The organism is Cytobacillus firmus, assembly GCF_023657595.1.
Classification (GTDB): Bacteria; Bacillota; Bacilli; order Bacillales; family Cytobacillaceae; genus Cytobacillus; species Cytobacillus firmus_B.
Window position 1 is genome coordinate 2,421,413 of the sequence record NZ_CP098323.1, and the last position, 26,199, is coordinate 2,447,611.

The window sequence follows — 26,199 nt, forward strand, 5'->3', positions numbered from 1 at the left end:
TCACTTCCTGCCATCCATTCTCATTAAATACCATTCTATTGTTTTTTTAATTCCTTCTTTGAAGGATACACTTGGTTTCCATCCTAAATCCCTAAAAATTTTCGATGTATCCATTGCGTATCGACGGTCATGACCTTTCCGATCATTAACAAATTGAATTAGTCCTGTATCCTTTTTTAAATTCCTAAGTATTATTTCTACAATATCCAAGTTTGTTTTTTCCTCAGTACCGCCAATATTATAAATTTCTCCTGGAACCCCTTTTTCAAGGACTAAATGAATCGCTTTACAATGATCCTCTACATATATCCAATCACGTATATTTAATCCATCACCGTATAGCGGGATTCGCTTATCTTTTTGTGCAAGAGAAATTGTTTTAGGAATTAACTTTTCCGAATGCTGCATAGGACCATAATTATTGCTGCAACGTGTAATGATCAAAGGAAGCTGATGTGTTTTAAAAAATGATCTCACTAGCAAATCAGCGCTTGCTTTACTTGCAGAGTATGGATTGTTTGGTGCAAGAGGACTTACTTCTTTAAATGGGGGATCAAGCGGCTCAAGAGAGCCATATACTTCGTCAGTTGATATTTGAATCATTTTAAAGGCTTTTCCCGTTAAAACAGCCTGCAATAAATAAAAAGTACCTTTAATATTTGTTTGAATAAATGGAGCTGCATTCGAAATGCTCCGATCAACGTGTGATTCTGCAGCAAAGTTAATAATAGCTTCATATCGTTGGTTAAATACTTTTCCTAAATCTGCTTCTATAGCAATATCACAATTAATAAAATGATAGCGATTCGATTTTTCGAATTCTTGAATCATTACCTGATTTGCGGCATAAGTCAAAGAATCCAAGTTGGTGATATAATAATTTGAGTTGCGCAGCATATAGGAAATGAAATTTGAACCAATAAATCCTGAACCGCCAGTTATTAGGAGGTGTTTTTTCAATAGGTATCATCCCCCAATTTGTTTTCGTTTACTTTTTGAAAAGCTTTATAAAGTGATTCGTGTGTACCTGCATCAATCCACCAGCCTTGTAAGATGTCAAATTGAAGCTCATTTTTCTTTGCATATAAATTATTCACATCCGTTATTTCAAGTTCATTCCGATGTGAAGGCTGAATGGCATCAATACACTGAAATACTTTATGATCATACATATATATTCCGGTTACACAAAAGGAGGAAGGCGGATCTGCTGGTTTTTCAAAGATTGCCTTTATTCTTTTCTTATCGTCATCCAGTTGGGGAACCCCGTATCTTGATAGATCTTTTACTTCTTTTAAAAGGACTCGGGCACCTTTATCCTGTTTTTGAAATGCTTGAAGATATGGTTTTAATGAATCTTCAAAAATATTATCACCCAGGATTGTAATGAATTTTTCCTTCTCTATAAAATTTCTCGCACACATAAGGGAATCTGCAATACCTCCACCTTCATTTCTCTGTATTTTATAAGAAAACTTAACATTCAGTTCCTCTCCATCTCCTAATATCTTAAGAAATGAATTTATATCGTTCTTATTCGTAATGATTAAGATTTCATATATTCCAGCTTCCCTTAATTTAAATATAGGCCAATAGATCATCGGATAGGGACCTACAGGCAAAAGGTGCTTATTGATAATGTGGGTAAACGGCCTTAAACGGGACCCTGTTCCACCAGCAAGAATAACCCCTTTCATTTGTATAAAACCCCTTCTTCAGATATTATTCCTTCATGGAATTTCTATATAATATATGTGTAACATCTTTATTTGACTTAGATCCATTATATAAATATCAATCTAAAATTTTTTGACACCTTCAGAATATAAACGTATATAATTAAATGAAGCTTTTTTTAAAATTAATAAAGCACTCACAAGTAGCGAGTGCTTAGGTCTCAAATTAGAGGTATCTTGAAAACTCAAATGGAGCCTTTCGAAAATCTGGAAACACAAAAGAAAGCGGACTATATTACATCTCCTTAATTTTATCAAATGAAACCCTTTTTAAAATGGGGGAATTAGTTAAATTTAAAAGAAATATCATAAGTATTCCCTATCAGTTATTTCAAGTAATGCTTCTTTAAATGTTAAAGCAAACTCTTTAGATACTATTTTTTTGATTTTTCTCTCATCTAAAGATTTAACGTCGAGTTTAACTCCAGCCTTCGCACCTATTTCCAGCAAATAGCTCGGATATTCATTCCTAATTTCTTCATAAACCAAAGGTATATAATTAATACCTTGCTTCTTCATAAATTTTTGCAGTTGCTTATCTTGCCTGCACGTCCTGTCATATATTCTATTGAAAAGCTCTATATCAATATTATCAAGCAACTGATGTTCTTTAAGTGAATTCGAATGTTTGGTCTTAACTTTTTTTCCTTCAATGATATGCCATAAATTTGTTTTTGCAGATCTATAGTGTGATAGTGCTTGTTCAAATTTATTCTTACGCTGAATATATATAAAGGTTACATTGTCAAACTTTTCCAAAAAAAATCGCAATGCAAGTTCACGATATTTCTTCGTATTGGTTTCTTTGTCTAATACTCTATCACTTATCCAAAATCCAAACATATCAAGATGGTTGTACATCAGTTTAATGGAATAAAAATCAGAGTTATTGAGGTTTCCATTTGAAGTAAAATAGTCGACTAATTGCTCACCGGATGTACCTTTTTTTTGAGTAAGAACTTGCCAAAAATGTTCATCAGGTGTACCTAAAATTCCGAGAGCTTTAATATCTTGGCATAGCATAGTACTACCACTTCGCTGTGTGGACAGAATTACCAAGGCTTTTTTTTCCTTAAAATTTATTTCAGGTATCTCTTTTAATAGATTCTTTTGTTTGTACATACACCCCACCTTTTCCTTATTTTTATTCAATAGAGAGAATCGAAGTTAACTTAGATTACGCTGTAATATTTTTACCTGGTAAACAAAGAAAACAGGTAAAAAACCACATGCTTTCTAATATTATATGATTCATTCTGTAAAATGGTATCGGACATACGTGGACAAGTGATTAAAATGGATAAATAGAGGTTTAAGAATCACTAATAGCCTGTGGGTGATTGTAATTATAATAAACAAAAAACTTTTGAACGATCAATTTTAGCTTTCCAAAACTTAGGAACGAAACTGAAAAAAGCCGTCTCTAAAAAGTGAACTAGAGACAGCTTCTCCGTTAGGATTCTATCATTAGGTTCTTTTTGTATTGGTGCCAAATAACCCTTTTATTACGAGCAGAGTCCTGGGGGGGAACTGGTTTCACAATTATTTTCATCAAATGTGTTATTCGTATCGGCTGGAGTATCTGCCTGAATGTCCGGTGTATTGTCAGTTAGTGTATTCTCTCGTACAGCGTTATCATCTGCATCACTAGTTAAAAGAATACCCGGGCCAACGTTCTTTTTCACCAGGTTCTGGTCAACGATGTTCAGGTCAGCGCTGCCACTTAATTCAATACCAGTGAATGCGTTTAATTTTACCTTATTTTCTATGATGCGGTTGTTATCGCCACCGTTTACATCGATTCCTTCCTCGTTGTTGTTCTTCACGTTATTTCTAAAGATCAAGTTATTTTCAACTGAGGTTACCTCGATTCCGTCATCTTCGTTACGATTCGTCTTATTCAAGAAGATAAGGTTCCCATCTGAAAAAACGGTAATCCCATCGTTTTCATTCTTTCTTATAACATTCTCTACGATAAGTGAACCATTTCCATTTACTTCTATACCCCTATCAAGGTTGCCATTCACCTTATTCTTCAGAACTATAGTGCTTGTGCCCAATATATCAATTCCGTCGTCTTCATTTTTCAAAATTTCACTTTGGAGCACATAGTTGTTACTGCCGCCTACTTCGATTCCATCACTGCCGTTTTCTGTCGATTTTATATTAAAAATCAAGTTGCGATCTCCTTGAATATCGATTCCGTCATCTCCATTGTTTTGAACTTCAAGATCGCGGAGGATGTTGTCACTTGTATTGACTAGAATCCCATTAGAACTATAGTCTCTTACTGTAAATCCAGCAATTGTCACAAAAGCTGAGCCCACTGTAATACCATCACCACCGGAACCTGTCCCATCCAAAATTGTCTGGCCGATCCCAGCTCCAAGAAGTCTGAGGCGATCCAATCCAGCTGGAATGACAACATTTTCTTCAAAAACGCCTGCCGCTACACGAATTGTATCTCCAGGATTTGCTCCAACAAAAGCTGCGTTAATACTTCCGCCAGCAGGAACATTAATTACTGTCATCTAATCTCACCTCCTTTCATTAACTTAATATATAATATGAATTTTTAATTGAATTGTATCGGACGAATGTGGACAAGTTATTAAAATGTGCTTTTAGAGGATTACTAATAGCCCGTCGAAAAAGATAGGAAAAATACTATGAGTGATTTCCGACTTATTAATAGTAGAAAAAGGAAAAAACTGACTCAGTAAATTCATTTTTTCAATGAATATTGAGGCAGCTTCTTCGTTTTAGTCCTGTTATCTTACCTTGATCTTGCAGGTGATATTAATAACTTAGGAGCAGAGTCCTGGAGGGGAACTGGTTTGACAATCGTTTTCATCAAACGTGTTATTTGTATCCGCTGGGGTATCTGCTTGAATATCGGGGATATTGCCACTGAGTGTATTCTCACGAACAGCATTATCGTCTGCATCACTAGTTAGATGAATTCCAGGACTGGCGTTCTTTTTCACCAGGTTCTGATCTACAATATTTTCATTTGAGTCACCGTCCAGCTCGATTCCTGTAAATGCGTTCTTCTTTACTTTGTTGCCGACGATGCGATTGTTATCTCCGCCTTGCAAATCAATCCCATCACCATTGTTATTTTTCACATTGTTGTTAAAGAACAAGTTATTAACAAACCCATCTTGGAATATTGCATCGAGGGAGGAGCTGCGATTTACCCTATTCCCAAAGATAAGGTTACCATCAGAAAAAACAAAAATCCCGCCTGCGTTGTTTTTGACAACATTATCAATGATCAGTGTTCCGCTTCCATTATTTACTTCAATTCCCACATTACTGTTGCCGATCACCCTATTCTTAAGGAAAAAATTGTTGGTACCTATTAAATCAATACCGTCATCTTCATTTTCAATAAACTTACTTTCGACCACATAGTTGTTATTACCATCAACTTCTATTCCATCACTGTCGTTTGATGTCGATTTAACATTAAAAATTAAGTTGCGATCTGCTTCATTAATATCGATTCCATCATCTCCATTGTTCTGGACATCGAGATCACGAATAATGTTGTCACTTGTATTGACTAGAATGCCATTAGCATTATAGTCTCTTATCGTAAAACCGGCGATGGTTACAAAGCTTGAGTCTACAACGATTCCATCCCCTGGGGAACCTGTCCCATCGAGAATTGTCTGTCCTTTTCCTGCACCCAGAAGTCTAAGTCGATCCAATCCAGGTGGGATAACTACATTCTCTTGAAAAACACCTGCAGCTACTCGTATTGTATCTCCAGGATTTGCTCCAACAAAAGCTGCGTTAATACTGCCTCCAGCAGGAACATTAATTACTGCCATCTAATCTCACCTCCTTTCTATCAATCAATATATATTATGAATGTTTTAATAGGATGTATTGGACAAAAGTGGACAAGTTATTAAAATGTGCTTTTAGAGGATTACTAATAGCCCTTTGAAAAATGGAAGGAAAATTCATAAGTGATTTCCAAATAATTAAGAGGAGAAAAAAGAAAAAGCTGACTCTGTAAATTATTGAGACAGCTTCTTCGTTTAGTATCTAAATTTGAACATGCAAGTGATATTCTATCCTTTAGGAGCAGAGTCCTGGAGGAGAGCTTGTTTGACAATCGTTTTCATCAAACGTGTTATTTGTATCAGCTGGGGTATCTGCTTGAATGTCCGGTGTATTGCCACTGAGTGTATTCTCTCGAACAGCGTTGTCATTTGCATCCGATGTTAAAAGGATTCCAGGACCAACGTTCTTTTTCACCAGGTTTTGGTCTACGATGTTTTCGTCAGAGTCACTATCCAGTTCAATTCCTGTAAACGCGTTTTTCTTTACTTTATTGCCCACAATGCTATTGTTATTTCCGCCTGCTACATCAATTCCATCCTCGCTGTTATTTTTCACATTGTTATTAAAAACTAAGTTATTTGCAAACTCAGATAGATCGATTCCATCGCTGGTGTTGCGGTTAAAGTTATTCCCAAAGATGAAGTTACCATCGGAACCAACGTCGATCCCATCATCACCGTTGTTTTTGGAAACATTATCGATAACAATGTGTCCGCCAGCTACCTCAATACCATCGACTGCGTTGCCAATTACCCTATTCCTCAACACCAAATTTATTGATCCATGCAAAATTATCCCGAAGGATTCGTTTTCTTTAAACTTGCTTTCGACCACATAATTGCTGCTACCATCGATGTGGATTCCTGCAATCCCGTTTTGTACCGAGGTAATCTTAAAAATTAAGTTGCGATCACCAGATGGCATATCAATTCCGTCACTTCCATTGTTTCGAACCTCTATATCTCGAAGGATGTTATCACTGGTAAAAATGTCAATTCCATCTTCAGTATAGTCCCTTACTGTAAAACCAGAAATTGTCACAAAGCTCGAGTTCACAACAATCCCATCACCTGGAGATCCTGTACCGTCCAGAATCGTCTGGCCGATCCCTGCCCCCAGAAGTCTAAGGCGATCCAGTCCAGCTGGAATGACAACATTTTCTTCAAAAACGCCTGCAGCTACCCGGATTGTATCTCCAGGATCTGCATCATTAAAAGCGTCATTAATACTTTCGCCTGCAAGAACATTAATTACTGCCATTTAATCTCACCTCCTTTCTATCAATCAATATATATTATGAATGTTTTAATAGGATGTATCGGACGAACGTGGACAAGTTATTAAAATGTGCTTTTAGAGGATTATTAATTGCCCGTCGAAAAAGATAGGAAAAATACTATGAGTGATTTCCGACTTATTAAGAGTAGAAAAAAGAAAAAAGAAAAAACTGACTCTGTAAAATTCATTTTTTCAATGAATATTGAGACAGCTTCTTCGTTTTAGTCCTGTTATCTTACCTTGATCTTGCAGGTGATATTCAATACTTTAGGAGCAGAGTCCTGGAGGGGAACTGGTTTGACAATCGTTTTCATCAAACGTGTTATTCTCATCAGCCGGGTCATCTGCTTGAATGTCCGGTGTATTGCCGCTGAGTGTATTCTCACGAACAGCGTTGTCATTTGCAGTGGAGGTTAAAAGAATACCAGGTCCTACGTTCTTTTTCACCAAGTTCTGATCTACAATGTTCTGATCCGAGTCACTATCTAGCTCAATGCCTGTAAAGGCGTTCTTCTTTACTTTATTGGCGATGACCTTGTTGTTATCTCCGCCTGCTGCATCAATTCCATCTTCGTTATTATTTTTTATATTGTTATTAAAAATTAGGTTATTTTGAAAGCCAGTGAGGTCGATTCCATCGTTTGTATTTCGATTCGCATTATTGCCAATAATGAGGTTTCCATCCGCAAGCACAGAGATCCCATCATCCTCATTCCCTTTTGAAACATTATCAATGACATAGTGTGGACCGCTTTCCAATTCAATCCCTGAGAGTGCGTTACTTAATACTCTGTTTCTTAAAGCGAGATTGTTGAAACCATGCAGAACAATTCCAAAATCTTCATTTTCTATAAACTTACTCTCGATTACATAGTTGCTGCTCCCATCTATGTGAATTCCATCGGAACCATTCTCGTTGGATTCAATTTTAATAACTAAATTACGATCAGCAGCTGTATAGATTCCGATATTTCCATTGTTTTGTACTTCAAGATCACGGATGATGTTGTCACTTGAATTGACTAGAATTCCATTAACACTGTAGTCTCTTATCGTAAAACCGGCGATGGTTACAAAGCTTGAGGTTACAACGATTCCATCCCCTGGGGAACCTGTCCCATCGAGTATTGTCTGTCCTTTTCCTGCACCCAGAAGTCTAAGTCGATCCAATCCAGGTGGAATAACTACATTCTCTTGAAAAACACCTGCAGCTACCCGGATTGTATCTCCAGGATTTGCTCCAATGAAAGCTGTGTTAATACTGCCGCCAGCAGGAACATTAATTACTGCCATCTAATCTCACCTCCTTTCTATCAATCAATATATATTATGAATGTTTTAATAGGATGTATTGGACAAAAGTGGACAAGTTATTAAAATGTGCTTTTAGAGGATTACTAATAGCCCTTTGAAAAATGGAAGGAAAATTCATAAGTGATTTCCAAATAATTAAGAGGAGAAAAAAGAAAAAGCTGACTCTGTAAATTATTGAGACAGCTTCTTCGTTTAGTATCTAAATTTGAACATGCAAGTGATATTCTATCCTTTAGGAGCAGAGTCCTGGAGGAGAGCTTGTTTGACAATCGTTTTCATCAAACGTGTTATTTGTATCAGCTGGGGTATCTGCTTGAATGTCCGGTGTATTGCCACTGAGTGTATTCTCTCGAACAGCGTTGTCATTTGCATCCGATGTTAAAAGGATTCCAGGACCAACGTTCTTTTTCACCAGGTTTTGGTCTACGATGTTTTCGTCAGAGTCACTATCCAGTTCAATTCCTGTAAACGCGTTTTTCTTTACTTTATTGCCCACAATGCTATTGTTATTTCCGCCTGCTACATCAATTCCATCCTCGCTGTTATTTTTCACATTGTTATTAAAAACTAAGTTATTTGCAAACTCAGATAGATCGATTCCATCGCTGGTGTTGCGGTTAAAGTTATTCCCAAAGATGAAGTTACCATCGGAACCAACGTCGATCCCATCATCACCGTTGTTTTTGGAAACATTATCGATAACAATGTGTCCTCCTATTACTTCAATACCTTCAGAAGAGTTTCCAATTACCTTGTTACTTAATGCTAGATTGTTTACACCATGCAAAACAATGCCTATGCTTTCATTTTCTTTAAACTTACTTTCGATCACATAGTTACTGCTTCCATCTATGTGAATACCATCAGAACCATTCTCGTTTGATTCAACATTGATAAATAAGTTACGATCAGCTGCAGTATAGATTCCTAGATTTCCATTGTTTAGAACTTCAAGATCGCGGAGGATGTTGTCATTTGTATTGACTAGAATCCCATTAGAACTATAGTCTCTAACTGTAAATCCAGCAATTGTTACAAAAGCTGAACCCACTGTAATACCCTCACCACCGGAACCTGTCCCATCCAAAATTGTCTGGCCGATCCCAGCTCCAAGAAGTCTGAGGCGATCCAGTCCAGCAGGAATGACAACATTTTCTTGAAAAACGCCTGCCGCTACACGAATTGTATCTCCAGGATTAGCTCCAACAAAAGCTGCGTTAATACTGCCGCCAGCAGGGACATTAATTACTGCCATAATCTCACCTCCTTTCTATTAAGTTAATATATGTTATGTAAATTTCGATAGGATGTATCGGGCAAAGGTGGACAAGTACTAAAAATGTGCATTAGTCATTATACTTAAGCCTACTTACATGGTTGGGAAAAATCCTTATTAGCTCATCCCACAATTCTTGCCCTATACAGATTTTAAACTCCTATTTTAGTAAACAAGCTTTTTCTATTTTCTATTCCTTTATAAATTGCAGGATCTTTCTTGATACGGGCAGTTGCCGTGTCCTATTTTGTTCAAAAGCATAATATAGAACACGTGAGAAATCCGGGGATAACTTAGTAAGTGAATAGGTGGTGAAATAACATGAAGGTACTAGTTACAGGGGGACTGGGCTTTATAGGGTCGCATCTTGCAGACCGCTATGTGGACCTCGGTTATGAAGTGATTATTATGGATAATCTTTCAAGCGGTACACTAGCTAATCTGAATCCTAATGCCCGCTTTTTTTCAATGTCTCTGTTAGATAAAGAAGTCTCTGATCTATTAAGAAAGGAAAAACCAGACATTATTAATCATCACGCAGCACAAGTAAATGTAAGAAATTCTGTCGCTGATCCCTTATTCGATATTGATACGAATTTGCTAGGAACAGTTAAGCTATTGGAAGCAGCTGGCCAGGCTGGTGTTAAAAAGTTTATTTTCTCTTCATCGGGAGGTACGGTATACGGTGCAACACCAAATCTGCCAACTTCCGAAGAATACAAAACAAATCCCATTTCCCCATACGGAATAAATAAGCTTGCATCTGAGTATTATATTGATTTCTACGCAAAATTATATGGGTTTCAATCGGTTATCTTACGTTACTCAAATGTATATGGAATCCGTCAAAATCCATTATCCGAGTCTGGTGTAATTTCAATTTTTGCACATAGAATAAAAAATCACTTGCAGCCAGTTATCTATGGTAATGGAGAGCAAGTCCGTGATTATATTCATGTCAGTGATGTTGTAAATGCGAATATAATGCTTAGCCAATTAGATTCCTCTTTATATGGAACTTATAACGTAGGAACAGGTAAAGGCACTTCTTTAAATAAGCTTCTCACCTTCTTTTATCAGATTTTTCCAGATGCCAAGTCACCGATATATAAAGATGCTAAGGAAGGCGACTTGTTATTCAATGTACTATCTATTAATAAACTAGCTTCTTTAGGTTGGTCTCCCAAATTAACCCTCCAAGAAGGAATTAATCAACTTTGTCAAATACAGGGGGATATAACATGAAGATTTGTATTATAGGTGCGGGCTATGTGGGTTTGGTCACCGGTACATGTTTTTCCGAATTAGGATATGATGTAGTTTGTGTCGATCATAACCCTGAAATAGTGAAAGAGTTAAATAATGGGAAAATCCCCATCTATGAACCTGGATTAGAGGAAATGGTTAAGAAAAATGCTTCAGACGGACGTTTAACTTTTACTACTAATATCTATAAAGCTATACAATCAAGTTTGTTTATTTTCATTGCTGTTGGAACTCCTTCTGCTGAGGACAATTCTGCAGATCTCTCTTATGTATTTAATGCAGCCGAACAAATAGGCACCTATTTGAACTCTTACTCCATTATTGTTAATAAATCGACTGTTCCAATTGGAACAGCGGAAAGAGTAATGGGTATTGTTAGGCACACTCTTAATAAGAGAGATTTATGTGAGTTGGATTTTGACATTGTCTCCAACCCTGAGTTTTTGAGGGAAGGCAAGGCGATAAAGGACTTTTTAAACCCAGACCGTATCATAATAGGCAGTGATAATCCTAAGGCTGCCAATCATATGAAAAAACTTTACGAACCTATTACACGTAATGGTCATCCGCTGCTTGTAATGGATATTCCTTCAGCTGAACTTACTAAATATGCAGCAAATGCCATGTTGGCAACTCGCATTAGTTTCATAAATGAAATAGCTGGAATATCGGATGCATTCGGAGCTGATATCCAAATGGTTCAAGAAGGAATCGGTTTAGATCATCGAATCGGGCAATCTTTTTTATCCCCAGGAATAGGATACGGAGGCTCTTGTTTTCCAAAGGATGTTAAGTCATTAATAAAAACTGCTTCGGATAAGAATATTCCCACACCCATACTGGAATCAGTTGAGAAAGTGAACCATCGCCAAAGGAAAAAATTATTTGAGATGATTGTTGACCAGTTCGGTGAGTCAAATCTATCAAAGCTAAAATTTGCAGTATGGGGGTTAGCATTTAAACCAGAAACTGATGACATCCGTGAAGCACCTTCAATTGAAATCATTCGATTGTTAATTAGGCATGGTGCAGAAGTACATGCAAGTGACCCTATTGCAAATCATAAAGTACGGAAAGTTTTTGATGATGATAAAATAAAATACTTTCAAGACCCTTATTCAGCCATTTCAGGAACAGAGGCTTTAATCATTTGTACAGAGTGGCCTCAATTTCAGCAAGCGGATTTAGAAAGAATAAAGAAGCTTCTTAAAATGCCAATCATATTTGACGGACGTAATATTTATAATCCTAAGGAAATGAAAGAGGCTGGATTCATTTACAGATGTATAGGGAGGAAGGCATAAATGAAAACCAAAAAAATTCTTATCACGGGGGGTTCTGGGTTTTTAGGTTCTCATTTATGCCGTTCCCTGTTACAACAAGGTCATGAAGTAATTTGCATCGATAATTTATATACAGGACGAAAAGAAAATATAGCAGATCTAATAAGAAATAAGCGTTTTACATTTATCCTGCATGATATTGAGCAGCCAATTGATATTATAGCAGACGAAATCTACCATCTTGCATGTCCTGCATCCCCTCCCCACTATCAGCTTGACCCAGTTAAAACATTAACCACTAACTTTATTGGATCTATGAATCTGCTTGAACTAGCAAAAAAGTATAAAGCAAAGATACTATTCGCCTCAACAAGTGAGGTATATGGAGACCCCCTTATTCACCCACAAAAGGAATCTTATTATGGGAATGTCAATTCCATTGGGCCAAGGGCTTGTTACGATGAAGGCAAAAGATGCGCTGAGTCATTATTCTTTGAATATTTTCGGCAGCATCAAGTGAATATACGTGTGATCCGCATCTTTAATACGTATGGTCCTGGGATGGCACTAAACGACGGAAGAGTCGTCAGCAACTTTATCCTTCAAGCCTTGAAGGGAGACGATATAACTGTTTATGGTGATGGAAGCCAAACAAGATCATTTTGCTTTGTAGACGATCTCATTACTGGAATGATTTCCATGATGAATCATACAGATGGTTTTCCAGGTCCGGTTAATTTAGGAAATCCGGCAGAAGTTACTGTCATAGATTTAGCGAAAAAAATAACCAATCTAATAGGCAAATCTGCAAAAATCACCTTTTTACCAATTCGACAAGACGATCCTTCCCGCAGAAAACCAGACATCACTCTTGCAAAGGACTTATTAGGTTGGATGCCCACTGTTCCCCTGGATGAGGGTCTAAAAAAGACAATTGAGTATTTTAGAAATTAAAACAGCAGATAAGGCATCACAATAATAAATTTTTTACTGTGGTGCCCTTTCCAATGGGATACAGGAAAGGAGAATTCTAATAATGGCTGTGAACGAAAATGATAAAAACATTATCTGGCATCATTCCACGATAAAAAAAGAAGATAGACAAAAATTAAATGGCCACAAAAGTTTAATGATTTGGTTCACGGGTTTATCCGGTTCAGGAAAATCCACTATTGCAAATGCTCTTCAGCATGAATTATACAAAAACAATGTAAGTGTATATTTATTAGATGGGGATAACCTTAGGCATGGCATAAATAGTAACCTATCTTTTTCTTCAGAGGATAGAAAAGAGAATATAAGAAGGACAGCTGAAATCGGCAAACTTTTTGTAGATGCCGGGATTGTTGTGCTTGCTGCTGTTATTTCTCCTTTTGAAAAAGATCGGTTAAACGCAAGAAAAATATTCCCAGCTGAAGAATTTATTGAAGTTTATGTGAAATGTTCACTGGAAGAGTGTGAAAAACGAGATCCTAAAGGTCTTTATAAAAAAGCAAGAAATGGAGAGATAAAACAATTTACAGGTATTGACCAGCCTTATGAAGAACCCGAAAATCCAGAAATCGTTCTTGATACCAATCAATTATCACTTGTCCAATCTGTAGAGCTGCTTTCTTCTTATATTTTCGAAAAGGTTGGTCTCAAACAAAATGCAAAGGAGTGATTCAATTGCCATTAAGTGTTCCACATGGCGGGAGATTAATCAATCAAATAAACTTAAACCTAGATGCCTCTGATATAACTGGAGAAATAGAAATGGACTCTATGGCACTGTCTGACTTAGAGCTAATTGCCAATGGGGCATACAGTCCGATTACCGGTTTTCTAGGAAAAGAAGACTATGAATCTGTACTATATAATTTAAGGTTATCAAATGGGGCAGTATGGAGTATCCCCATTACCCTCCCTGTTAGTGAAAAAGCAGCGGAGAATCTAAAAGTTGGGGAAAAAGTTAAGCTTAAATATGAAAACATTGTTTATGGTATATTAGATCTTAAAGAAATTTTTTTCCCTGATAAAACAGAGGAAGCAAAAAAAATTTTTCAAACAACAGATCACAATCACCCAGGTGTAAAAAAGCTTTTTGAACGTCCTAATGTGTATTTAGCTGGCCCTATTACTTTAACGAAGCTTCCACCCAAAAAAGCTGATTTTATAAAATACTATAAAACTCCTTTAGAAACCAGAAGTGAATTCGAAAAGAATGAATGGAAAACAGTTGTAGGTTTTCAAACCAGGAATCCTATACACCGTGCCCACGAGTATATTCAAAAGTCAGCTTTGGAAATAGTTGATGGACTGTTCTTAAATCCTTTAGTTGGGGAAACAAAATCTGATGATATTCCAGCGAATATTCGAATGGATAGTTATAAAGCATTATTAAAAAACTATTATCCCCATGATAGGGTATATTTAGCGGTTTTCCCTGCTGCCATGAGGTATGCTGGACCAAAAGAGGCTATTTTTCATGCCCTAGTGCGAAAAAACTTTGGCTGTACCCATTTTATTGTAGGAAGAGATCATGCTGGAGTGGGTAATTATTATGGAACTTATGATGCACAAAAAATATTTACACAATTTAGTGCAGAAGAAATCGGAATTGTGATTCTCTCCTTTGAACATAGCTTTTATTGTACTAAATGTGAAAATATGGCTTCAAGCAAAACGTGTCCCCATAACAAGGAAGACCATCTGCATTTATCGGGAACGAAAGTTCGAGAAATGCTGCGGAAAGGAATTACTCCACCTTCACAGTTCAGTCGCCCGGAAGTAATTAAAATATTAATTGAAGGTTTAAAGAATTCGTAACATAAAAGAGCTGACCACATTTTCATGCGGCCAGCTCTTTCTTTTTTCAAATGTTTTAATTTTATAGTTTCTATTATAGAAATTAAAAGAGCAGACATTCAGATACTTATTTATTAACAGAGTACAGGTCAGTCCCCTTTAGTCTTTGTTAGATCATACAATGAATTTATAACCATCTTAGCCTTTTTTCTGCATATCTCATCCTGCTTTTTTGATTGTACAGTATATTTTGCCATATATATAAAGTCTATATTATATTTTTCGGCAGATTCTAGATCTGAAATGGCATCACCAATGAAAATAGCCTTTTTAGATAGATTATTTCTGAGTATATCTGCAATACATTCTAGTTTAGTTTTTGGGGACCCATAAATCGTTTGAAAGTATTGACTCAAATTTCTATCGATAAACACTTGATTTAATTCTTTTTCATCACTTCCAGAAGCGATGTATAATCGTTTCTTTAAAGTTTGCAGCTCAGTAAATAAGCTTATACATCCTTCTGTTATTTCAGCATCTCTATAAATTTGATTACATATACTTGCATACTTTTCCAAGAATCCATTGTAAACTTTTTCTTCGAATGGAACATTAGCAAAATCACTTAAAAATTCTTTGAATTTAACATATCTTGAGACACCGAAAGTTCTTCTGCAATGTTCTACGAAGTCATCAATATTCTTTTTGGGATATCCTTCCACGACTCTCCCGAAGGCTTCACATTTTAAATTATTTACATCCAAAATAACTCCATCACAATCAAAAATAAAAATATCATATTGTTTTAATAAATCTTTCATTTACTTCCTCCCCATCCTTATTGACCTATCTGTAAGCCCAATATGGGAAATGAATAATAAATACCTGCCATCTATTAAATCTTTAACTAGAATGGAATTGCTATACCAGCAATCCTTGCATGTTACGGCATTCACATTTATTGCTTTAAAGTCCCCTCTCTTTGATTGCAGATTCTGCACGATGGATATCCTCATGTGTATCAACTGCAATTGAATCACTAGATAGTTGAATCATGCGGACTTCCCATCCAAGTTCTAAAAATCGGAGAATTTCTATATCTTCTATATTTTCTAAAGTTGTTTTCTTGCCTAGTGAAGCAAAATCCTTTAACGCTTTTTTTGGAAAGGCATAGGCACAAATTTGACGCCAAGCCTTTTCAAAACCGTGTTCTTTATTAGAAGGTATGGGTGAACGTGACATGTATAATAAACGAAAATCTGGCCGAAAAACCACTTTTGGAATTGAACTGCTTCTGAAAGGTACTTCATCATTAATTTGACAAAAACCATTTAACACCTCGCCAGGATAGTTCCGCGCTTCTGTGATAAGCTTTTCCAAATCTTTTGGGTTAAATAATGGTTCATCACCTTGTACATTTATATATACATCTGCATCCACTTGGTTTGCACACTCTGCAATTCGGTCAGTACCCGTTAGGCAGCCCTCTGATGTCATTAAGACTTGGATGTCCTTAGCTTCACAGATTTCTCGGATTCTATCATCATCTGTGGCTACATAAACCAGTTCCGAAGAGCATGCTTTAATGCATTGCTGGTAGGTTCTGATAATCATGGGAATGCCCGCTAACTTTATAAGAGGCTTTCCCAGCAGCCTTGAAGATTTATAACGAGCTGGAATTATGACACAATATTTCATAACTACCTCCATAAATTAAATTCCTGTTTTAATATCTGATTTCAAACTTTGTTATGGATTCATACATTTTGATGAACTAACCTATGAAATCATTTTTCTTACTTTGGAAATGCCCCCTCCTGAAAATTATTCCAAAAGAGGGTCCATTTTCGCTAAAGCCACAAAAATAATTTTATAAAACATAAATAGAGGTGGTATGAACTTTATATTGAGTTGGTGTAACTGCAATCATTTGAGGGGTACCGGGCACCTGCGAAAATCTGAATAATAATTGATCTACCTCATTGCTTCTTGGATCTCCTATACCGTATCCGTCAAATCCCGCCAATAAAATTCGTGAAGCTTTTCCGCTGGCTGCAATTGCTAAGGCATATGCAATTACAAGAGAATTTGGCAGAACACAATAATTCTCTTCAAACCTAAAGGTATTTTCCTTAATCGAAATTCCGAAATCCAGCATGTTTTTACCGCTAAAAGCATTAATAATTTTTTTAGGCAGCATAGACAAAGGTATAACAAGGGGCTGGGGCAAATTATTATGAACAGAACTATCTGTAAGCAGGCGCACTGGATGACATGCTGCACGAATATCAATTAATGCAGGGGCAACTTGAGATTGCGTGTTTAATGCAATCACAAAAGGATTTTCCCTGCGAATGTAATCCTCTAATGCAAGGCGATGTTTGACAATTCCTTGTCCTGTACCAATGATAACAACTTCCCTATCCTTTATCATGTCTGCCGGATTCCAAGTTCCTTTTGGTTCATCAGCATAGAAGTTACGGGCTGCTTCTAAAGTGTTGATACTAAACTTTTTTCCGCCTTCTGATTTTAAGTGTTCTATTATACCTAGTATGTCCTCCGCATTATAGCGTGAATCATTAAGCATTTCCTGAATATATGTGGGATGGATTCCGTATTTGCCTGCCAAATAATAATACGCATTTGTCCCCCATCCATATTCATGCTGCATCGGTTTAAAGAACTTTTGAATAATCTTCAACAAAGGAATAGGGTTGGAGTGCACCTGTCGCTGCGAATTCAGTTCTATAGCTATATATTCCGTTTTTGCATTTCCTGGACCACGGCCCATTCCTGTAACAGTACTATCAATCCAAGTAACCCCTTCCTCCACGGCGCGCATAGAATTAGCCAATGCAAATCCCATATTATCGTGTGTGTGTATACCTAACGGACCCTTCCATTCCTCACGGAGGACTTTAATAATATCCGATGTCCGTTCTGGATCTAAACTGCCCATACTATCTGCAAAATATAGTACATCAACAGGATACCTATTCGCAGAGGAGGCTAACTTTTTAATCTCAGGAATACTGCGGTCAGCAACTTGCATAAGATTAAAACCAACTGTGTACCCCTCACCTTTTAGCCAGTGACATGCTGGCAGAACAGCCTCAAACTCGTGTACGTGACAAGCAATGCGAACCAGTGACACTGGTGAATCTGCTGAGGGTGCAAATAGTTTAGCTAATGACGGTTCAATACCATCAGTATCTTTTAACAAATCACCTGCATTGATCATAACTCCTATTTTTAAGCCATCCGGAATGTCCAGACTGCGAATGAAGCTGTCACTTGTATAAGCACAAGCACCTTTAAATCCTTCTCTGCTGAACCCTCGAAAACCTATTTCAACATAATCAATAGAAATCGCATTCATTGCATATAAGTATTCTTGGATAAGGGAACGATCAAAGTCCCAGGAGTTATAATATCCACCATCTCGAAGTGTGCAGTCCAAAAGCTTTAATTGATCCATTTCCTTTCCCTCTTTCCCAAAAAAATCACATCATTGAATCCGCAAACCTGAAAGCCTGCTTATCTAGTTGATTAGCAACAACAAATTAAAAAAGGATTGTTTGCGTATTTAAAGTAAGCCATATCCTGTAAATATAATATGTAACTCGAATTAAATGGTATGGACTAAAGCCATTGTTGGGCAAATAAGGAGTGGAACAGAAAACATAACCAATACCATTGTTAATGGCTATGATCTCTAATTGATTATTCCTTATTTTTTTATTCAAAGGAAAAGAAAATGGAGGCGCTGTTTTTGAGCACCTCCTAACATCTTTAAAAGGGTAAAATCCTACTTTCCATTTTTTGAAAGGGACTTTTTTAGCTTTTTCATAAATATCATGCAAACAACTTCTGGGTCCACACTGTAGCTTACATTTGGTCCTTCATTTTTGTTTTTATCAACTAGGATGTTTTTTACATACTTATCCGGAATTTTATAAATAGAGGGGTGTTTGTGCAGGTTTATGTTTTTAATGGTGTTTAAATGTGCTACACCATGTTTTCCACAAACATGGGCAACGTACATAGTATCAGTGGAATAACTTGTTAAGAAAAAATCTATCTGAGAGGCATAAGCAATTTTCTTTTTAGAAGTACTTCCAATAAGATTAAAACTTGGTATTGATGGATCAATTCTATTTAATATTTGTTTCGCAGCTTCTGCATCCTCTCGGGCACTTTCCTTTCTGAATTGTTTTTCATTTTGTGCTTCTGTAGAAGTTAGTCCGTCTAACACAATACCAACATTTGGATATAGTTTATGCACTTCACGGACAATTTTTTGTATTCCTTCAGCCTTTTCGATCCATGACCTTTTTTCACCGCATATGCCGAACCATAAAATTGGAAAGCAATCCTTTAATTTTTCAAAGTTATTCCTTTCCTTCTGTTGTTCTAATAATCTTTCAATTGACTTACTGATCAGTAAATTACTTAAATCTGATAATAGCTTTTCCGAATAGTGCCTATTGTTAGAAGATGGTTGAATAATAAATCCATAGTTATTATATAGAATCTCGTTCAAATCTGTTTTATCAACTACTTGTTCTTCACAAGGAAGTGAATAAAGGTTTTTTATTGAATAAAACATCCCATCTTCGAATGAAATAATCTTGGGGATTTTTCCGAAAGGATCAGTTTTGTTAACATCAAGATCTGATACATGGCGGAAGTTGTGTATGATAGGCAAGAAGTCTCTAAAATAATGATAAGGTCTTTGGCAGGAAACTAAAAGACCATAAAGAGATACCCTATTTATCGATTTTAAGAAGGTTACAATTTTATCAAATATGCGAACAGTTTCTCTGTTCAGCTGCTGTACATGTTTTTTTAAGTTTTTATTTCTATATTTTTTACCTGTGATCTCAAAAACAGTCTTCCTTGCGGGAAAATAAATACCCGTAAAACTGAACCGTTGAATAATATAAAAGGATTCATTTCCATCTATAAACCTTAGAAAATTCCTCCCCATATGCACAGGAAGATAAATGCTCTGCTTTGAACTAGCCTTTTCATTTCCAAAAAGGCTATCTATTAAAATTTCATTTTTTTCTATAGCCATGTTAAGGAGATTATTGATAAAATCAGGATCCATTATTTGAGAATAGAGTTTTTTAATTTGGCCCTTTTCATAATCGTTAAACACTTTTGCTGAATTAATTTCACCTACATTATTATAGAATGTCAGCTCCCCTGTTAGCCATTTATCTACCTCCTCCATCGACAGGCTTTGTAGGGCTTCTACATGTAAACTATTTATTTCTGAAAAGAGATTCTTATTATAATAATTCCAGCATTCCTTGGCTAATTCGATATTAAGGTTATGATTCGGTTGCTCCTCGTTCAATTTTATAACACATCCTTATTGCTATTATAGTGATTCAGGTATTTTCACCTGTTAAATTATCTTATTGTAATCAAACTTCGAGGGTAAATAAGCATACCGTGCGCTTTAAATGAATTTCATAATATACCACTGATTCTAATATATGCTCGGTCAAAAAAGCTGTATAGTTAATCTACCCCAAAAAATACAAACATTGAAAATACCTATTTATAGGAATAAATACTTTAATCAGATAATGAAAAAAGGTAAAAATATAAAACAGCAGAATTCCCCCATTTATTTAACTCTATTACTTTACTTTTTTTCCACCTTACCCATGCGATATTGCATTGATTCACATACGATATATTGTTAACAATCTTCATAAAAATAGTAAAGGAGTGATGGAGTGAAGAGTCTTTTCTTGTCAGATCGAGATATCCATTCCATAAAATTATGGTTATCTCGTATGAAGACTCCTAAAAATGTTAAATTAAGAAGGAAAGAAAAGGGCATGCGCGCAGAAAGTATTTTACAATTAAAATATGAAATGATAGGAAGTGGATCCCACCGGATTGTCTACGACCTCCAGAATAATTATGTATTAAAAATTGTCATTTCTCGTAAGGGATTTTTTAATAATAGGAATGAATATAACATTTACAATAACTGTCCTCCTGGGTTGAAAGAGCATCTATGTCCAGTTATAGAAATTGGACAAGGCTGGATTATTATGGAAAGAATGGTACCGGGAATACCTATGGATGAAAAATATGCAGAGAAATTAAGCCAATTGAATAGCAAATTCTCAAATTATGGAATTACTCCTTTCGACGTAAAAAATACCAATCTAGCATTATCTCAAGAAGGAGAAATCGTTGTTATTGACTATGGGAATTTCGAAATGAAATAGGGTGCGGTATAGTATAAAGTCACTCCCCGAATAAGAAGAAACTAAAAATCTTCCATATAATCAATAAGAAAGGCACGGTAATCTTCAATGATCAATAGCTTAATCACCAAAAAAAGCAAAGAAGAGCTGTTTCAATAGTGAACAGCTCTTCTTTATTATAAATCATATCCAAAATCTCCCATTAAGTGCTCTTCATTATGAAAATCGGATCCGCCTGTAATTATTTTTTTATACTTTTGGCCTACACCTTTATAACGAATGACATCTTCTGGCTGGTGTTTACGATGCCAAACTTCAATTCCATCAAAGGGAAGCTGCATTAGTTCCTCTACAATTAAATCATCTTGAATTAGCATCGGATGTGCTAAAACAGCTATTCCCCCTGTATTGTGAATTAATTTTATTCCCTCATCCGGTGTAAGGACCATTTTATCTACTGCGCATGGTTTTCCATCACCCAAATACAAATCAAAAACTTCTTGTGTATTTTTTGCATACCCTTTCTCAACTACAGCCTTTGCTATATGGGGACGCGCTATTACCTCTCCTTTACTTTGCTTTTGGACATCTTCTTCTGTGATAGTCATCCCTAATTCGCAAAATTTATTTACAATTATTTGGGCCCTGTTTTCTCGGTGGTTCCGAATTTTTTTCAAAACTGCTAATAATTCTTTTGACTCGTCGATTTGGTAGCCTAGTATATCAATGTTTTTCCCCTTATACTTAGTACTTAACTCGATTCCTGGAATGACATTCACACCCAGTCTTTTTCCGGCTTCCATCGCTTCTTTAATCCCATTGGTTGTATCATGGTCTGTAATCGCAAGGGTGGTAATTCCTTTGGCCGCTGCCATTTCCACCACTTCTGATGGTGAAAAACTGCCATCGGATGCGGTAGTGTGCATATGGAGATCAAAATGACCCTTTTCAATTATGCTTGTAAGATTCATATATTTAACTCCTTTCTATTTGTGAATCCGCAACTATTTTCATAATTCTTTAAAAATATGGCTATGTTAAAGCTAAATGTTGATTTTGAAGAATGTTGATTGGAGTGGAATGCACGACACCCTAGCGGAAGTCAACACTCAAGGTTAACAGACTTAAAAAGAAATTCTTTAATTACTTGAATCCCAACTGTTTTGGATACTTCCAATGCAAACTCTTTTGACTTTCGCATACAATCATTTGCAAGACTTCACCTTTATCGTATACATCAACTCTTTTTGCAGCAATAAAATCGGCAATCCCCTTCGCAGCTTTCCGTACCGTATAGATATACATCTGATTCGTCCCTGCCCCTAGCTGTCAGAGGATGCCAGCTGTTCCTAAGTACAATTTTTATAAAAGCTGTCTTCCAAAGTCTTCTGATCTCTCTTCACAACTAATAATAAATTTCTTAGCTCTTTATCTAAATCCTTAGATGAAATCCATTTTTCAACCCTCAATATCCTTGTCACTGCTGTGAATCTCTCCCTTCTGCATATTTCAATTTTTATTATATGAAGGGGATAAATAATTGGCTGTCTCATGGCCTAAATGAAATGAAAGAACAATTTACATAGAATTACTTATCACAGCTAACACGCCAATTGACAGCAAGCATGTCTTTTTTAACCTGTGGAATCCCCTTCCCCTCCTCACACAATTCCACCGCTTTCCGGATGCTTCGATGATTGAAAAATGAAAGTTTTATAATCGCTGCAACAATAATAAATAGGTATTTCCTCATATTTTTCATCCGGCCCAATTTATTTTCAAATTGTTGACATAATCTCTGTTATAATGTAACTATAAGGCAAATTTTGCAAATTTTCTAACCGTATTTAAATTTATTGATTGACGAGGCGATTCTATTGCTCCTTTTCTTTAAGATTGCGGTTTGGATGATTGTCGCTTGTCTCGGCTTTTATGTTTTTTCTGTGTGGAGATGGGAAAAGAAAGTTAAGGAAAGAATGTTTGCGATCCGAAAGACCTGGTATATCATCTATGTACTGGGGGCGGTTATTTATTGGACCAAAGAGCCGGCTTCCATTTTTAATGACTGGCTGAATTACCTGATTGTTGCGATTATTTTTGCGCTTGTTGATGCATTTATTTTCCTGGGCTCTTACCTGAAAAGAGTCGGCAATAATGAACTGGCAACGGATACGATGGAATTGCTCGAAGAAAATAACGACCTTTTGAACTCTCAAATGAATAAACTGAAATCCTTTCAGTATTTGTTGAAAAATGAGCCGATCGACGTTTATTATGGAGATATGGAAGCCTATATTGCGGGCATTGAAAAGCTTATGGCTGATTACGCGGAAAAAGTGGATATGAAAGCTTCTTTATGCAAATACACGACACAGGAAGATAAAGATTATTTGCTTGAGCACTATCCAGATAAAGCGTTAATTCACAGCCGGCTGGACCGCAAGGAAGTATATTATGATGCTGATGAAAAATTGGCATTAATTCCTTTTTCTATACTTGAAGACTATTATGTTATTAAATTGACCTCCGATGATTTTGTCACCGAATTCGACTACTTGTTAATCACTTCACTCATATCAATATACGACCTAATGCTCCCTGCTGAACAGGAGGACGAAGACCATGAAGGAACCAGCGGATAAAGAAAAGCACAAATTAAGTACAAAGAACACCATGAAAATCATGAAAAAGAAGTCACGGATCAGGCTCCCAGAATTTGAAGTCAGCCCGCATACAGATCGGATTATTAAAGAAAATAAAAGATTGATAAGCGTTTATACAAAAAGTAAGTCATGAGCATACTATAAGGCGTGGAGGAATTTTTCTTCCACGCCTTTATTCATGTTCACTTTTCAGGGACATATAATAAAGAAATAAATCCTAATTAAAGGGCTGATCGAAATGAAAAAGCTGACTAAAAAAGTAAAAAATATAGACTTCCCCACCTTTTCTTTATCCCCTTATACGAAAAATCTTTCCAAAAAAACGGAAGCTGCGATTGAGAATTTAAACAAAGGGAAAAAGCTGCCCAAAAATAATGCATAATAAAACCGCCTTGCATGAAGACTGTTATTTTATAAAAAGCTTCACTTTTTTCAGTGCATCCTTTGTAGTCGGATACCGGAATGGCAGATCAAATCTGGTGGTTTGCTTCAGTATGCTTTTTTCATGTGAAAACACATCAAAGCTGCCCTTTCCGTGATAAGCGCCAATCCCGCTCTCCCCTACCCCTCCGAAAGGAAGATATGGTGAGCTCAAATGATAAACAGTATCATTAATGCATCCCCCTCCAAAGGAAATGCTGCTTAGAATCTGGCTTTGGACACCCTCACTTTCTGTAAAGATATATAGGGCCAAAGGTTTCGGTCGTGCTGTAACTTCTCCAATCATTTTGGACAAGTCGGCATATTCAAGCACGGGGAGAATCGGCCCGAATATTTCATCCTGCATAACCTCATCATTCCAGGTTATATTGCCGAGAACAGTCGGTTCGATGCTTAGAGCGCTTAAATCATGCCTGCCTCCGTGAATAGCAGTGCCATTGGTTAAAAATTTAGCGAGCCGGCTGAAGTGTTTTTCACTGACGATTCGCGTAAATCGGCCGGATGCAATCGGATTTTCTCCATAAAGCTCCTGTATGGCCTGCTTTAGTTCTTTAAGAAATTCTTCTTTTACTCTGCTGTGAACATAAAGATAATCAGGAGCTACACATGTCTGGCCGGCATTAATGTACTTTCCCCAGGCTATTCTCTTCGCAGCAAGCTTCAGATTAGCATCTTCATGCACTATGCATGGACTCTTCCCGCCCAGTTCCAGCGTAACAGGTGTAAGATTTTTCGAAGCCGCTTCCATAATGATTTTTCCAACAGGGACACTGCCTGTGAAGAAAATATAGTCCAGCTTTTCATTTAAAAGAGCTGTACTTGTTTCTGCATCGCCTTCAACAACTGATATATATTCTTCAGGAAAATGGCTGCTGATCAACTTTGACAGCAATGCCGAAGTTTGCGGTGTTAATTCCGATGGCTTCAGGATTGCGCAGTTTCCTGCAGCGATCGCTCCAATCAGCGGTGCGATCGCAAGCTGGAAAGGATAATTCCAGGGCGCTATGATAAGCGCAACTCCGTATGCCTCCGGATAGATATAGCTTTTTGAACCGATCTGTGCAAGCGACGACTTCACCTTTCTTGGCTTTGCCCATTTTTTCAGGTGCTTCATCGTAAAGCGGATCTCTTCAAGCAGAATTCCGATTTCGGTTAAATAGGCATCGAATTCACTTTTATTGAGATCAGCCTTTAACGCATCCATTAATTCCTGCTCATGCTGCTTAATGACCGAGCGAAGCTTGCCGAGCGCTTCCATTCGGAATGTGACATCCTTTGTTTTACCCTGGGTGAAGAAATTTCTTTGTTTTTGAATGAGATCCGCGTAGTTTTCCATGGAATACCTCCAGATGGGTCTAAGGTTTAAGGATATATTATCATCTTGACTGGCGGAAATACATAAATAGGTATACTCCCATGGCAAAAAAAATGCCGGCCATAAGGTCCGGCATTTGAAATATTATCTCGGCAGCTTAAAGAATTCGCTGTTTTCACTATAGTTTCCTGCCAGCCTTCCAAGCGGCTGCAGTTTTTCCAAGTTCACTTTATAATTACCGAGGTAGTAATCATCGTCAATATGATAATGTACCATTCTCCCAATAATCAGATGATCGCTTCCCAGCTTAATAATCTGTTCCAGCTTGCATTCCATATGGATTGGTGCTTCTTTTACCCTCTTCGGGGCGACCATATGACTTTCAGCAACGGAAAGCCCTGCCGCTTCAAACTCATCAGCATTACTCGGAAGATTCTCTGCACTTTTTTGCATTTGATTTCCCAATGGTGCAGGAACCACATTGATGACAAACTCTTTTGTCGCTCGAATATTGACCAATGTATCTTTTTCTGTCCCTTCCCTGTCTCCAACGCCAGGTCCAATAGAAATACAGAGCATGGGAGGATTTCTTGAAGCAACAGTGAAAAAACTGAAAGGTGCGAGATTCAGGCCGCCATCCTCTGATACAGTGGAAACCCAGGCAATCGGTCTTGGGACGACAGATCCGGTTAATAATTTGTACACTTCTTTTTCTCCAAGTTCCGAAGGGTTAAATTCCAAACGGA

At 36.8% G+C, this 26,199-nt stretch carries 23 protein-coding genes; 8 read left to right on the forward strand and 15 right to left on the reverse strand.

Features of this window, described 5'->3' with window-relative positions:
• The 8 genes from rfbB to NAF01_RS12355 form a co-directional block, all read right to left on the reverse strand.
• Positions 1–960 carry a dTDP-glucose 4,6-dehydratase gene (gene rfbB / locus NAF01_RS12320; protein WP_250802371.1) on the reverse strand — a complete coding sequence of 320 codons (960 nt, stop codon included), beginning with the start codon at positions 958–960 and terminating at the stop codon, positions 1–3.
• The gene (locus NAF01_RS12325) at positions 957–1,697 is read right to left on the reverse strand and encodes a sugar phosphate nucleotidyltransferase (protein WP_250802372.1); all 741 of its coding nucleotides are present in this window, start codon (positions 1,695–1,697) and stop codon (positions 957–959) included. Before NAF01_RS12325 ends, rfbB begins: the two co-directional genes overlap by 4 nt.
• Positions 1,698–2,042: 345 nt before the next feature.
• A complete protein-coding gene (locus NAF01_RS12330; RefSeq protein WP_250802373.1) occupies positions 2,043–2,858 on the reverse strand; it encodes a Stf0 family sulfotransferase in 816 nt (271 codons plus the stop codon).
• 383 nt (positions 2,859–3,241) lie between these two features.
• Entirely contained in the window at positions 3,242–4,267 is a 1,026-nt protein-coding gene (locus NAF01_RS12335) for a right-handed parallel beta-helix repeat-containing protein (protein ID WP_226620120.1), read from the reverse strand.
• Between the two features lie 276 nt (positions 4,268–4,543).
• Complete coding sequence (locus NAF01_RS12340; protein ID WP_250802374.1) at positions 4,544–5,575, reverse strand: right-handed parallel beta-helix repeat-containing protein; 1,032 nt, start codon at positions 5,573–5,575, stop codon at positions 4,544–4,546.
• A 253-nt stretch (positions 5,576–5,828) separates the two neighbouring features.
• Positions 5,829–6,854: a right-handed parallel beta-helix repeat-containing protein gene (locus NAF01_RS12345; protein ID WP_250802375.1), complete on the reverse strand. Its 1,026-nt coding sequence runs from the start codon at positions 6,852–6,854 to the stop codon at positions 5,829–5,831.
• 285 nt (positions 6,855–7,139) lie between these two features.
• A complete protein-coding gene (locus NAF01_RS12350; RefSeq protein ID WP_250802376.1) occupies positions 7,140–8,165 on the reverse strand; it encodes a right-handed parallel beta-helix repeat-containing protein in 1,026 nt (341 codons plus the stop codon).
• Positions 8,166–8,418: 253 nt separating this feature from the next.
• A complete protein-coding gene (locus NAF01_RS12355; RefSeq protein WP_226620123.1) occupies positions 8,419–9,441 on the reverse strand; it encodes a right-handed parallel beta-helix repeat-containing protein in 1,023 nt (340 codons plus the stop codon).
• A gap of 342 nt (positions 9,442–9,783) precedes the next feature.
• Between NAF01_RS12355 and NAF01_RS12360 the strand changes: the two genes are divergently transcribed.
• The 5 genes from NAF01_RS12360 (at position 9,784) to sat (ending at position 14,819) form a co-directional block, all read left to right on the forward strand.
• Positions 9,784–10,707, forward strand: coding sequence for an NAD-dependent epimerase/dehydratase family protein (locus tag NAF01_RS12360; RefSeq protein WP_197249888.1), 924 nt, complete (start codon positions 9,784–9,786; stop codon positions 10,705–10,707).
• The gene (locus NAF01_RS12365) at positions 10,704–12,032 is read left to right on the forward strand and encodes a UDP-glucose dehydrogenase family protein (protein WP_250802377.1); all 1,329 of its coding nucleotides are present in this window, start codon (positions 10,704–10,706) and stop codon (positions 12,030–12,032) included. Before NAF01_RS12360 ends, NAF01_RS12365 begins: the two co-directional genes overlap by 4 nt.
• Positions 12,033–12,965, forward strand: coding sequence for a UDP-glucuronic acid decarboxylase family protein (locus NAF01_RS12370; protein WP_197215325.1), 933 nt, complete (start codon positions 12,033–12,035; stop codon positions 12,963–12,965).
• A gap of 82 nt (positions 12,966–13,047) precedes the next feature.
• Positions 13,048–13,674 carry an adenylyl-sulfate kinase gene (gene cysC / locus NAF01_RS12375; RefSeq protein ID WP_197215326.1) on the forward strand — a complete coding sequence of 209 codons (627 nt, stop codon included), beginning with the start codon at positions 13,048–13,050 and terminating at the stop codon, positions 13,672–13,674.
• A gap of 5 nt (positions 13,675–13,679) precedes the next feature.
• Positions 13,680–14,819: a sulfate adenylyltransferase gene (gene sat / locus NAF01_RS12380; RefSeq protein ID WP_250802378.1), complete on the forward strand. Its 1,140-nt coding sequence runs from the start codon at positions 13,680–13,682 to the stop codon at positions 14,817–14,819.
• A 128-nt stretch (positions 14,820–14,947) separates the two neighbouring features.
• On the opposite strand, the gene NAF01_RS12385 is transcribed toward sat, so the two are convergent.
• The 4 genes from NAF01_RS12385 to NAF01_RS12400 all read right to left on the reverse strand — a co-directional run bounded on the left by NAF01_RS12385 (position 14,948) and on the right by NAF01_RS12400 (position 20,163).
• The gene (locus NAF01_RS12385) at positions 14,948–15,619 is read right to left on the reverse strand and encodes an HAD family hydrolase (protein WP_250802379.1); all 672 of its coding nucleotides are present in this window, start codon (positions 15,617–15,619) and stop codon (positions 14,948–14,950) included.
• Between the two features lie 145 nt (positions 15,620–15,764).
• Positions 15,765–16,508 (reverse strand): 3-deoxy-manno-octulosonate cytidylyltransferase, encoded by a 744-nt coding sequence (locus tag NAF01_RS12390; protein WP_250802380.1) that lies wholly within the window; start codon positions 16,506–16,508, stop codon positions 15,765–15,767.
• A 160-nt stretch (positions 16,509–16,668) separates the two neighbouring features.
• Entirely contained in the window at positions 16,669–18,276 is a 1,608-nt protein-coding gene (locus tag NAF01_RS12395) for an aldolase catalytic domain-containing protein (RefSeq protein WP_250802381.1), read from the reverse strand.
• 330 nt (positions 18,277–18,606) lie between these two features.
• Positions 18,607–20,163 carry a hypothetical protein gene (locus NAF01_RS12400; protein ID WP_250802382.1) on the reverse strand — a complete coding sequence of 519 codons (1,557 nt, stop codon included), beginning with the start codon at positions 20,161–20,163 and terminating at the stop codon, positions 18,607–18,609.
• Between the two features lie 388 nt (positions 20,164–20,551).
• On the opposite strand from NAF01_RS12400, the gene NAF01_RS12405 reads away from it, so the two are divergent.
• Positions 20,552–21,055: a protein kinase family protein gene (locus NAF01_RS12405; RefSeq protein ID WP_250802383.1), complete on the forward strand. Its 504-nt coding sequence runs from the start codon at positions 20,552–20,554 to the stop codon at positions 21,053–21,055.
• 155 nt (positions 21,056–21,210) lie between these two features.
• On the opposite strand, the gene NAF01_RS12410 is transcribed toward NAF01_RS12405, so the two are convergent.
• On the reverse strand, positions 21,211–22,005 hold the full coding sequence (locus tag NAF01_RS12410) for a PHP domain-containing protein (RefSeq protein ID WP_197215333.1): 795 nt from the start codon (positions 22,003–22,005) through the stop codon (positions 21,211–21,213).
• Positions 22,006–22,911: 906 nt separating this feature from the next.
• Here NAF01_RS12410 and NAF01_RS12415 point away from each other — a divergent pair.
• Together NAF01_RS12415 and NAF01_RS12420 are read left to right on the forward strand one after the other, a co-directional pair.
• Entirely contained in the window at positions 22,912–23,676 is a 765-nt protein-coding gene (locus NAF01_RS12415; protein ID WP_197249879.1) for a type II toxin-antitoxin system SpoIISA family toxin, read from the forward strand.
• Positions 23,657–23,830, forward strand: a complete 174-nt coding sequence (locus NAF01_RS12420; RefSeq protein ID WP_197215337.1) for a type II toxin-antitoxin system SpoIISB family antitoxin — start codon at positions 23,657–23,659, stop codon at positions 23,828–23,830. Before NAF01_RS12415 ends, NAF01_RS12420 begins: the two co-directional genes overlap by 20 nt.
• A 273-nt stretch (positions 23,831–24,103) precedes the next feature.
• Here the strand turns inward: NAF01_RS12420 and NAF01_RS12425 are convergent, their stop codons facing one another.
• Together NAF01_RS12425 and NAF01_RS12430 are read right to left on the reverse strand one after the other, a co-directional pair.
• Positions 24,104–25,474 carry an aldehyde dehydrogenase gene (locus NAF01_RS12425; protein WP_250802384.1) on the reverse strand — a complete coding sequence of 457 codons (1,371 nt, stop codon included), beginning with the start codon at positions 25,472–25,474 and terminating at the stop codon, positions 24,104–24,106.
• 123 nt (positions 25,475–25,597) lie between these two features.
• Positions 25,598–26,194 (reverse strand): flavin reductase family protein, encoded by a 597-nt coding sequence (locus tag NAF01_RS12430; protein WP_226620131.1) that lies wholly within the window; start codon positions 26,192–26,194, stop codon positions 25,598–25,600.
• Positions 26,195–26,199: the final 5 nt, after the last annotated feature.